Consider the following 10,055-nt stretch of genomic DNA (forward strand, 5'->3'; position numbering starts at 1 on the left):
CACCCCGAGGCGGGACGCGCACCGGTTCCCGTTCGTGGCGGACGGCCGCCGGGCCCGCCACCGGCGAGGCGACCGCTGAACGCCCGTCCCGCGCGTCACCCATGACTGCCGCGACCCCCTCTTCACCGCCTGACCATCCCCCTCGACGAAGGCAGCCACCACCCATGGGCACCACCCTGATCGTCACCAACGACTTCCCGCCCCGCCAGGGGGGCATCGAGACGTTCGTTCACGCCATGGCGATGCGCGTCCCCGGCAATGACGTGGTCGTCTACACGTCCAGCGAGCAGGGGGCCGCCGCGTACGACGCCACCTTGCCGTTCCCGGTGGTCAGGGACCCCAGCCACATGCTCCTGCCGACGCCCCGCGTGACGCGCCGCGCCGTGGAGATCGCCCGGCGCCACGGTTGCGACCGGGCCTGGTTCGGGGCCGCCGCACCACTCGCCGCGATGGCGCCGGCGCTGCGGCGCGGCGGGATACGGCGGATGGTCGCCACCACGCACGGCCACGAGATCTGGTGGGCGCGCACACCGGGCGCCCGGCAGGTGATGCGGCGCATCGGCGACCACGTGGACGCCGTCACGTACCTCGGTGAGTACACCCGGCGCCGGATCGCGCCGGCGCTGGGGCCGCGGGCCGAACTGGTGCGGCTGGTCCCGGGCGTGGACGCGGCGGCCTTCCGGCCCGCGTCCGGCCAGGCGCGGGAGGTCCGGGAGCGGCACGGCATCGTGGGGCGCAAGGTGATCCTGTGCGTCTCGCGGCTGGTGACGCGCAAGGGCCAGGACACGCTGATACAGGCGCTGCCGGGGATACGGCGGGCCGTGCCGGACGCGGTGCTGGTGATCGTGGGCGGCGGCCCGGACGAGGAGCGGCTGCGGAAGCTCGCGCGCCGGCACGCCGACGGGCACGTCGTGTTCGCCGGGGGCCTGGACCACGCGTCGACGGCCCCCTACTACGCGGCGGCGGACCTGTTCGCGATGCCGTGCCGGACCCGGAAGGCCGGGCTGGAGGCGGAGGGGCTGGGCATCGTGTTCCTGGAGGCGGCCGCCAGCGGACTCCCCGTGGTCGCCGGGGACTCGGGCGGCGCGCCGGACGCGGTCGTCGACGGGGTGACGGGCACCGTCGTGAACGGCAGGGACGTACGGGCCGTGGCCCGCGCCGTGTCGGAGATCCTGAGCCACCCGGAGCGGGCCGCGGCGATGGGCGAGGCCGGCCGGGCGTGGGTGGCCGCGCAGTGGTCCTGGGACACGTCGGCGCGGCGGCTGACGCGGCTGCTCACCCCCGGCGCCGACCTCAGGGTGGCTGTGTCCGGGCGGGGCGCCGAGGAGGACTGACGGGTCGTCGGCCGCCACCCTCGCGCGGGCGGCGTCGCCGGTCTGACCGCCCTCGCGCGGCGGAGGCGCACGGCGCGGTCAGACCGGCGGCGCCTCGCGACGGAGGTGGGCGAGGACCGCCAGGACGCGGCGATTGCCCTCGGCCGGGTCGAGCTCCAGCTTCATGAAGATGTTGCTGGAGTGCTTCACCACCGACGCCTCCGTGATGGTGAGCCGCTGCGCGATGGCCTGGTTGTTGAGGCCCTCCGCCATGAGGGCCAGCACCTCCCGCTCGCGGGGCGTGAGGCGCTGCAGCGGCTCGTCGGCGGTCCGCTGCTGGAGCAGCACCCGGACCACCTCCGGGTCGATCACGGTCTGCCCGCCGGCGACCCGGTCCAGCGCGTCGAGGAAGTCGGTGACCTCCCCGACCCGGTCCTTCAGCAGATAGCCGAGCCCGCCCTCGGCCGACGAACCACCGCTGAACAACTGGGTGGCGTAGGCCGTGGCGACATACTGCGACAGCACCAGCACCGGCAGGCCGGGGTGCCGGCCGCGCAGTTCCAGCGCCGCCTTCAGCCCCTCGTCGCGGAAGCCCGGTGGCATCCGCACGTCGGTGATGACCACGTCCGGCCGGTCGGCGTCCACGGCGCGCGCCAGTTCCGCGGCGTCCCCGACGGCGGCGGTCACCTCGTGTCCGACGCGGGACAGCAGCTCCACCAGACCGGCGCGCAGCAGGACGGCGTCCTCGGCGAGCACTACGCGGAGCACGGCACCTCCACCCGCAGTTGCGTGGGTCCGCCGACGGGACTGGTCACGGTGAGTCTCCCTTTCAGAATGGCCACGCGGTCCGCCAATCCTTGCAGACCGGCCCCGGCGGTCGGATCCGCGCCGCCGTGCCCGTTGTCGGTGATGAGCAGCACCAGCTTGTCGTCGCGCAGCCGGCCCACGACGGCGACCGCGTCGGCGCCGCTGTGCTTCGAGGCGTTCGTCAGCGCCTCGGTGAGGGTGAAGTACGCCGTCGTCTCGACCGCCGACGGCAGCCGGTGCGGCAGGTCGATGTCGACGGTCACCGGGATGGGATTGCGCAGGGCGAGTTCGGCGACGGCGGCCGGTAGCCCGTGGTCGGTGAGGACCTGGGGGTGGATGCCGCGCACCAAGGAGCGCAGCTGGTCCAAGGCCTGGCGGGCCTCGCCGCGGGCGCGGGCGATGAGCGGAGCGGCCGGCGAGTCCTGGCCGCGCAGCTCCAGCTCGGCCAGCCCCAGCGTCATGGTGAGGGCCACGAGCTGCTGCTGCGCGCCGTCGTGCAGATCGCGTTCGATACGTCGCCGCTCGGCTTCGAAGGCGTCGACCAACCGGGCGCGGGAGCGGGTCAGTTCGATGACCCGGCTGCTCAGGTCCTCGTCGCGCGCCGACAGCAGGGACTGGGCGACCCACACCTGCGCGCCCGCGAGCAGCCCGCCGACGTACGCCGAGACGACCAGCCCGAGCAGGCCCGCGGCGCTGCCCGGCAGGGCGGCGACGGGGTCGGAGATGGGCCGGCCGGGCACCAGCATCACCGTGTCGGGGGCGATCGCCCACACGATGGCGGGCGTCGCCGTCAGCATCAGCGACAGGCCGAGCAGGGCGACGAAGCCGATGCCCGTGGCGGTGAAGACGACGCCCAGGGCGAGGGTGTATCCCAGCTCCCGCCAGGTGGCCCGCTCGCGCAACCGGGTGCGCAGCCACGGCCAGGCACCCGTGCCGGGCAGGGAGCCGTGCGGGTCGAGGAGGGGTTCCGGTTCGACGAGCCGTAACCGGCGCCGCTCCAGGGCGGCGACGGGGATGCCGATGACGGCGGCCGCCATGAGGACGAGCAGGCCGACGCCCACCACGGACAGGCCAACGCCGACGAAGAGGAGGGCGGCGAGGACGAACAACGTGAAGAAGCCCACAACGGTGCCGCTCAGCAGGAACGCCCAGCACCGCAGCGGCCAGGTGGAGAGGGCGAAGCGCAGGGGGCGCCGTCGCATGGCGTCCCAGACGGCGACGGTCATGGTGCGTGTCCCTCCGGGGCCGTGGCGCGTGCGGGTCCACCAGGTACTCTAACCGGCCGGTGAGCCGGGGCGGATGGTAGGGAAAACCCTCCCTCCAAGACTCCCCGCAGCCCCACTGACCTGGGCGGTCCGCTCTGCTGAACTGGGAGCATGTCACTGCTCACCGACATTCAGCTCCCCGCCGTCCAGCTGGCCGCCGTTTCCAAGAGCTACGCGGGCGCCGCGGGGCGCGTCCCCGTGCTGCGGGAGGTCAGCCTGGGCTTTCCGCAGCGGGCGCTGACCGCCGTGATGGGCCCGTCCGGCTCCGGCAAGACGACACTCCTGAACTGCGCGGCCGGCCTGGACAAGCCCGACACCGGCCAGGTCCTCCTCGGCGACACGGACCTCGCCGCCTGCGACGAGCGGGAGCTGACGGCGGTGCGGCGCGGCCGGATCGGCTTCGTCTTCCAGCAGTTCAACCTGCTGCCCATGCTGAGCGCGTACGAGAACGTGGCGCTGCCGCTGCGCCTGCGGGGCGGTCGGGTGAAGCGGGACCGGGTCATGCGGGCGCTGCGCGAGGTGGGTCTGGAGGACAAGGCGGACCGACGGCCCGCGCAGCTGTCCGGCGGTCAGCAGCAGCGGGTCGCGATCGCGCGGACGCTGGTGGCCGAGCCGGAAATCGTCTTCGCCGATGAGCCGACCGGGTCCCTGGACCGGAGCAGCGGCCGGCAGGTCATGGAGCTGCTGCGCGCCGTGGTCGACCGGGAAGGCCGCACGGTCGCCATGGTGACCCACGATCCGGCGGCCGCGGCGTGCGCGGACCGGGTGGTGTTCCTCTCGGACGGCCGGGTCGTCGGGCGGCTGGACCACCCGACGGCTGACGCGGTCGCCCGCCAACTGAGCGTGTGGGAGCGGTGATGTGGCGGATTTCCCTGCTTTCGGTGCGGCATTACTGGGCCCTCTTCGCCGGTACGTTCGTGGCACTCGCGCTCGGCGTGGCGCTGATCGGGGTGTCCGCCTCGGCGCTGGCCGCGACCTGGGCGGTGCCGCCGCCGGGTGCCGGCCACCCGGCGGTGACGCTGACGGACGGCACCGGTGCGGCGCGCACCCTCTCCAGCGGTGACGTGGACATGGGCGGCGTGCAGAGTGTGCTGGCGATGGCGGGGGTCGTGTCGGCGTTCGTGACGGTGTTCGTCATCACCGGCACGTGCGCGTTCGGCATCGCCCTGCGCCGCCGGGACATGGGGCTGCTGCGCCTGGTGGGCGCGGGCGGGCCGCAGGTGCGGCGGATGGTGCTGGGCGAGTCGCTGGCGGTGGCGGTGCCCGCCGCGTTGGCGGGGTGCGCGGTCGCCGCCGCGGCCGCACCGGTCGCCGTCGAGGCGCTCAACGGCACCGGTCTGTCCCCGGTCGAGCTGCGCCCCGGACCGTTGTTCTGGCCGCTGGTGTTCGCGGCGGGCAGCGGTCTGCTCATGGCCGTGCTGGGGATGCTGGCCGCCTCGGGGCGCGCCGCCCGGGTGCGCCCGACGGAGGCGCTGCGCGAGGCGGACCTGGACGCCCGGACGATGACCGCGGGGCGCGGGGTGATGGGCGTGCTGGCGCTGGTGACCGGAGCGGTGATGGTGGCGCTCGCTCCGGGCTCCGGGGCGGAGGCGGCCACCCCGCTGGCGCTCTTCGGCACGATGGCGCTGGCCGTCGCCGCCACGCTGCTCGGGCCGGTGTACCTGCCGCCGCTGCTGCGGCTGTTGGCGCTGCCGCTGCGCTGGGCCGATCCGGTGGCGGGGCGCCTGGCCGCGGAGTCGGCGCGCGCCTCGCGGCGGCGTACGGCGTCCCTGGTGGGGCCGGTGCTGGCGATCCTGGCGATCGTCGGCGTCTTCACCACGGTGCTGTCCACCACGGGCGCGGCGACGAAGGCGGACGACCGGGCGCGTACCGTCGCGCAGCTCGTCGTGGAGCCCGCCCGGGGCGAGGCGTTGAGCGCGGATGCCGTGGCCGCGCTGCGCGAGGACCCGAGGGTGGCGGCCGTCTCGGCGCCCGCCGCGCTGGAGGTGGCGGTGGCGGGCCCGCATTCGGTGTGGAAGGAGCAGGCGGCGGTCGCGGACCCGGCCGCGCTGGCCCGTACGCACCGGATCACCGTGGTGGACGGGTCCCTCGGTCCGCTCCGGCCGGGTACGGTCGCCGTGTCCCGGGAGTTCGCCGACTGGTACGGGTACCGGGCGGGATCCACGGTGACGTACGGGCTGTTCGGCGGTCGGCCGGTGACGGCCCGCGTGGTGGCGGTGCTGGACGGCGGGTCGGCCGTGCCTCCGCTGCTGCTGCCGCCCGGTTCGCGGGGTGCGGCTGCTCCGGCCCCGGCCCCGTCGCGCGCCGCCGTGCTGCTCGGCGGGCGGGACGCGGGCTCGGTGCGGGCGGTGGCCGCCGAGCTGACCGCGCGGGTGGGCGCGGACCGAATAAAGGTGGTGCCGTCGGCGGAGTGGTTCGGCAGCGCGGCGACCGATCAGGACCGGCTCAACCGGCTGGTGCTGGCGGTGCTGACGGTGCCGGCGTCGCTGTACGCCCTGATCGCGGTGGCGGGCACGCTGGTGATGTCGTACAGCCGGCGCGGTCGGGAGATCGCGGGCATGCGGATGCTGGGTGTCAGCGCGGGACAGGTGCGCCGGATGGCGCTGTGGGAGACGCTGTCCACCTCTCTGCTGGGTGTGCTGATCGCCGCGGGGGTGGTGGCGGTGGGGGCTCGGGCTTACCGGGGCGCGCTGACGGTGTTCGGCGGCGAGGCCCCCATGAGCGTGGAGTGGGGGATGCTCGCGGCGCTCACCGCGGCGTGCGTGCTGGTGGGCGTGGTGGTGAGTCTCGCGGCGACCGGCCGTTTGCTCCGGCAAGTCGGCGTCGCTATGGTCACTTCCCGCCAGTAGGCCTATCCGGCCCGTGGCCACGCGGCGCTCGGCGCTGGGCGTAGCGTCACCCATCCTGCCACGCCTATGCTGATGGCCCCCCACACAGCTCCACGTTCCCTTCACCACCGGACGGCACATGTCCGCCGGTTGGTTGGCACGATCCTAACGAGCAGGAGTCTCCATGCGCGTCGCGATCGCCGAGGATTCCGCGCTCTTGCGAGCCGGAATGGCGAGGCTGCTGGCGGACGAAGAAATCGAGGTGGTCGCGTCGTTGAGCGACACCACCGGGGTGCTGGAGGCCGTCAGGACCACCCGGCCGCATGTGGTGATCATGGATGTCCGCATGCCGCCCACATTCACGGACGAGGGCATACGCGCCGCTCTGGAGATACAGAAGCTCGGCGCGGGCACCGCGGTACTCCTCCTTTCCCAGTACGTGGAGCCCACCTACGCCGAGGAGTTGGTCCGGGACGCGCCGGCGGGGACGGGATATCTGCTGAAGCAACGCGTCGGGGACTTCGAGGAATTCCTTTCCGCCCTGCACCGGGTCCGGCGCGGTGAGACGGTCCTGGACTCCGACATCTTCAAGCAGTTCATCGGCACTCCGCGCGAGAAGCGCGCCACCGAATTGCTGACGCCGCGCGAACGCCAGGTGCTGGAACTCATGGCGACGGGGCTGACGAACAGTGGAATCGTGAACCGGCTCGGTATCTCCGAGCGCGCGGTGGAAAAACACGTCACGTCGATCCTCGGCAAGTTGCAGATTCCCAACTCGGGTGAGAACCACCGCCGGGTGCTGGCGGTACTGGATTATCTGCGGGGCATGGAGAGGCTGCAGGACAGGACCGACTGACGCACGATGGTCCGTAGTCCTGTGACCCTTCCGACTCCTTATCGCGTGGCGGCCGGGCTGATCTACCTCTCCGTGGGCAGCCTGGTCGGTCTGCTGCTGGCCCCCCTCCTGGTGGCCTCCCTCGTGCTGCGCGCCGTCTCGTGGTGCCTGCTTGTCGGCCTGCCGACGGTGGTCGTCGTCGCCGTGCGCGGTGTGGCGGCGGCGGTGCGGTGGGCCGTTCCGGCGGTGCGGCGGAGGCCGCCCGGGCCGGGCAACGCCTTGGGCGAGGTGCTGCAGCAGGTGCCGGCCCGGATGGCGGTCCTGCGCGACGGCATGTCGTTCAGCCTGCCGTTGCTGCGGGCCGTCGCCGACCTGGAGCGCCTGCTCGCCCACTCGGTCGTCGGCGACCCCGGAGACCCCTCGCACCGGTCCGCCGAGGCGGATCGGGAGGCGGATCGGGAGCACCGGTCCGCCGAGGCCGGCTGGGACGACATCGGCTACCTCGGGCTGCTGCTGCTCGGCACGGTCTGGCTGCTGCCGCTGGCGGCCCTGGCGTTCCCCGTGGTGGCGCTCATCGTGGCCCTGCCCATCGGCCCACCCGAGCAGCTCGCGTTCGGGCCCGGCGTGACGCTGCTGGTCACCGGGGCGGTCACGCGCGTGTCGGTGGTTGTCGTGTCCGTGGCGGTCTTCACCGTGCTGCTGGGACTGCTGTTCTGGATGGGCAAGCTGCGGGCCCGGATGGTGCGCCGCATCCTCAGCCGTATCGACGAGGCCGAGGCGCAGCGCCGGGAGGAGGCGGCCGAGCGCCAGCGCATCGCGGCACTGCGGGTCAATGACGCCGATTACCGCCGGCTGGAAAGGGATTTGCATGACGGGGCGCAAGCGCGCCTGGCGGTTCTGCTCATGCACCTTTCGCATGCGAAACACCGTCGGAGCGACGACGTGGAGTATCTGTCCGCGCTCATCGACGAAACCCACCAGGAGATCGGCAAGGCCCTCGACGAGATCCGGGACCTGGTCCACGGTATTCAGCCGCCCATTCTGAGCGACCGCGGTCTCGACGCGGCCGTCACGGCGTTGACAGAGCGGTTCCATGTCCCGGTGTCCGTGTCCAGCCGCCTTCAGCGGCGCCCGGATGTCAGCGTGGAGTCGACCGCTTACTACATCGTCGCGGAATGCCTGGCCAATACGGTCAAGCACGCGTCCGCCACGTGTATTCACGTCCGCCTGGAGGAGCACGACAACCAGCTCGTCGTCTCGGTGACGGACGACGGCACGGGCGGCGCCTCGCTGACGGCCGGGACGGGGCTGCGCGGGCTGGAGGACCGGGCCGCCGCACTCAACGGGCGGTTGGACGTGTGGAGTCCGCCGGGTGGACCGACGACGGTGACGGCCACCTTGCCCTGGTCAGTGCACCCCATCTGACCTGCGTCTTTTCCTTACATCGAAAGCTCTTGCCGTTTTTTGAACTCTTGATCGAGGATGTGGGGGTACGGCTACCCGCACCCCCACAGTGCGGGTAGCCGTACCTGTGAAGCTCGACAAGGGGGAAACGTGGAAGCGCAACCTGTGGCGGACCGACTGCGCGGACTCGCGCACGACCACTCGGTTCCCGGCGCACAGCTGACCATCCACCGGGCCGGGGAGACCCTGTCCATGACCACGGGCGTGACTCGGGTCGGCACGGCCGGGCCGGTCACCACCGACACCGCCTTCGCCCTGGGTTCGGTGACCAAGGCGTTCACGGCCACCGTGATCGCCCAGCTCGTTTCCGAGGGCGACCTCGAATGGGACGATCCGGTCGCCGAATACCTGGCGGAGTTCGATGGGGCGGTGGATGAGAAGATGTCCGCCATCACCGTGCGGCAGCTGCTCAGCCACACCGCCGGACTGGTCGCCGACCATGAACTCGACGACGCCGGGGAATCCTCCCTGGCGCGTTATACGGCGAGCGCCGCGACCACCCTCACCCTGCACGATCCCGGCCACTGTTTTTCGTACTCGAACACCGGTTACGGCATTCTCGGCCGGGTCATCGAGACGGTCGGCGACATGAAGTGGCAGGCCGTCGTGGAGAATTCGCTTCTGCGACCGCTCGGCATCGACCCGGTGTTCCTGGGCGGCGGCTCCGCGGCCGGCCTGCGCACCGTGGCAGACGGCCACGCCGTCCGGCCGGGCCGGGAGCGCACCGCGCGTCCCGTCGGCCTGTATCTGCCGGCCGGCTGGGCACCGGCGAGCGCGCTCGCCGGCAGCGCCGACGACCTGGTCGCACTCGCCGCCCTGCACCTGGGCACCCACCCCGACGCCGACAGCCTGCTCCCCGCCGGGGAGCGTGCCGAGATGGCTGCCCGGATACCGGCCGCCGACGCCTTCGGCATGGCCGACGGGTGGGGCCTGGGCCTGGCCCACTACGCCTCGCCCGACGGAATCTGGCTCGGCCACGACGGCACCGCGGACGGCGGCAGCGCCCACCTGCGGTTCCACCCGGCCACCGGCACCGCCGTGGCGCTGACCACCAACGCGACCACCGGCACCCTGCTGTGGGCGGACCTCGTCGACACGCTGCGGGAGCACGGCATCCCCGTGGGCGACCACCGCCCCGCGGTGTCCACCAAGCCCGCCGTGACGACCGGCCTCGACCGCTTCACCGGGGATTACCGCAATGGCGACACGCGTTTCGCCGTCCGCGCCCACGGCGACGGCACCGCCCTGCGCCTGACGGACGCCACCGGGCTCACCGCCGACCTGGCGCTCCATGGCGACCTGGCCTTCACCGCCCGGCGCACGGACACCGACACCGCCCCGTACACCGGCCGGTTCCTCACCGACCCCGCCACGGGCGATGTCGTCCTCATGCAGCTCGGCGGCCGCTCCGCCCGGAGGGCGACAGCCGCGTAACGCCGCCCGCCCGCCCCCGGCCGCCGCGCACCGGTCATCCGGCACCGCGCCCCGGCCGGGTCCGCGACGCCTCTTCTCCCCACCCCTCTCCTCTCCCTCCCCCCGCGCC

General features: G+C 73.2%; 8 protein-coding genes. 6 read left to right on the top strand and 2 right to left on the bottom strand.

Features of this window, described 5'->3' with window-relative positions; all coding sequences use genetic code 11:
- Nucleotides 1-164: 164 nt before the first annotated feature.
- Entirely contained in the window at nt 165-1,334 is a 1,170-nt protein-coding gene (locus ACIA79_RS31925) for a glycosyltransferase family 4 protein (protein WP_399431899.1), read from the top strand.
- A 78-nt stretch (nt 1,335-1,412) separates the two neighbouring features.
- Here the strand turns inward: ACIA79_RS31925 and ACIA79_RS31930 are convergent, their stop codons facing one another.
- Nucleotides 1,413-2,081: a LuxR C-terminal-related transcriptional regulator gene (locus tag ACIA79_RS31930; protein ID WP_399431900.1), complete on the bottom strand. Its 669-nt coding sequence runs from the start codon at nt 2,079-2,081 to the stop codon at nt 1,413-1,415.
- The gene (locus ACIA79_RS31935; protein ID WP_399431901.1) at nt 2,069-3,346 is read right to left on the bottom strand and encodes a sensor histidine kinase; all 1,278 of its coding nucleotides are present in this window, start codon (nt 3,344-3,346) and stop codon (nt 2,069-2,071) included. Before ACIA79_RS31935 ends, ACIA79_RS31930 begins: the two co-directional genes overlap by 13 nt.
- A 150-nt stretch (nt 3,347-3,496) precedes the next feature.
- Here ACIA79_RS31935 and ACIA79_RS31940 point away from each other — a divergent pair, with 150 nt between their 5' ends.
- The 5 genes from ACIA79_RS31940 (at nt 3,497) to ACIA79_RS31960 (ending at nt 9,946) form a co-directional block, all read left to right on the top strand.
- Entirely contained in the window at nt 3,497-4,243 is a 747-nt protein-coding gene (locus ACIA79_RS31940; RefSeq protein WP_399431902.1) for an ABC transporter ATP-binding protein, read from the top strand.
- Between the two features lie 23 nt (nt 4,244-4,266).
- Entirely contained in the window at nt 4,267-6,234 is a 1,968-nt protein-coding gene (locus ACIA79_RS31945; RefSeq protein WP_399431903.1) for an FtsX-like permease family protein, read from the top strand.
- Between the two features lie 163 nt (nt 6,235-6,397).
- On the top strand, nt 6,398-7,069 hold the full coding sequence (locus ACIA79_RS31950; RefSeq protein ID WP_399431905.1) for a response regulator transcription factor: 672 nt from the start codon (nt 6,398-6,400) through the stop codon (nt 7,067-7,069).
- Between the two features lie 21 nt (nt 7,070-7,090).
- Complete coding sequence (locus ACIA79_RS31955; RefSeq protein ID WP_399431906.1) at nt 7,091-8,473, top strand: sensor histidine kinase; 1,383 nt, start codon at nt 7,091-7,093, stop codon at nt 8,471-8,473.
- Between the two features lie 129 nt (nt 8,474-8,602).
- Nucleotides 8,603-9,946 (top strand): serine hydrolase domain-containing protein, encoded by a 1,344-nt coding sequence (locus ACIA79_RS31960; RefSeq protein WP_399431908.1) that lies wholly within the window; start codon nt 8,603-8,605, stop codon nt 9,944-9,946.
- The last annotated feature ends 109 nt before the right edge of the window (nt 9,947-10,055 follow it).

Source organism: Streptomyces sp. NPDC051310 (genome assembly GCF_044455245.1).
GTDB lineage: Bacteria > Actinomycetota > Actinomycetes > Streptomycetales > Streptomycetaceae > Streptomyces.

Bases quoted from the DNA above. Each gene is read 5' to 3' on its own strand.
- ACIA79_RS31925 (WP_399431899.1), top strand. From the start codon at position 165: ATGGGCACCACCCTGATCGTCACCAACGACTTCCCGCCCCGCCAGGGG.
- ACIA79_RS31935 (WP_399431901.1), bottom strand. From the start codon at position 3,346: ATGACCGTCGCCGTCTGGGACGCCATGCGACGGCGCCCCCTGCGCTTC.
- ACIA79_RS31940 (WP_399431902.1), top strand. From the start codon at position 3,497: ATGTCACTGCTCACCGACATTCAGCTCCCCGCCGTCCAGCTGGCCGCC.
- ACIA79_RS31950 (WP_399431905.1), top strand. From the start codon at position 6,398: ATGCGCGTCGCGATCGCCGAGGATTCCGCGCTCTTGCGAGCCGGAATG.